This is a genomic window from Mesorhizobium sp. M1A.F.Ca.IN.022.07.1.1 (assembly GCF_003997575.1).
Lineage (GTDB): Bacteria > Pseudomonadota > Alphaproteobacteria > Rhizobiales > Rhizobiaceae > Mesorhizobium.
Genome location: NZ_RZST01000744.1, coordinates 1 through 427 on the forward strand (window position 1 = coordinate 1; position 427 = coordinate 427).

Annotated in this window: 1 protein-coding gene; it reads left to right on the forward strand. The window is 69.1% G+C overall.

Annotation, left to right across the window (positions count from 1 at the left end):
* On the forward strand, window positions 1–427 hold a 427-nt coding region (locus EOA75_RS33740; protein WP_206517151.1), incomplete at both ends, for a VCBS domain-containing protein.

The window sequence follows — 427 nt, forward strand, 5'->3', positions numbered from 1 at the left end:
CAGGCCGGCACGGTCGGGACCTACGGCACCTTCGCCATCGATGCCGCCGGCGCCTGGACCTACACGGCCTCCTCGGCGCACAACGAGTTCGCCGCCGGCACCACCTACACCGACACCTTCGACGTGGTCAGCGCCGACGGCACCCACACCTCGGTGACCATCAACATCGACGGCACCAACGATGCCGCGGTGCTGTCGGCCGATGTGAGGAACCTGACCGAGACCGATGCGGCCGCCGACATATCGAGCAGCGGCCAGCTGACCATCTCGGATGTCGACAGCCCGGCGACCTTCGTCGCCCAGGCCGGCACGGTCGGGACCTACGGCACCTTCGCCATCGATGCCGCCGGCGCCTGGACCTACACGGCCTCCTCGGCGCACAACGAGTTCGCCGCCGGCACCACCTACACCGACACCTTCGACGTGG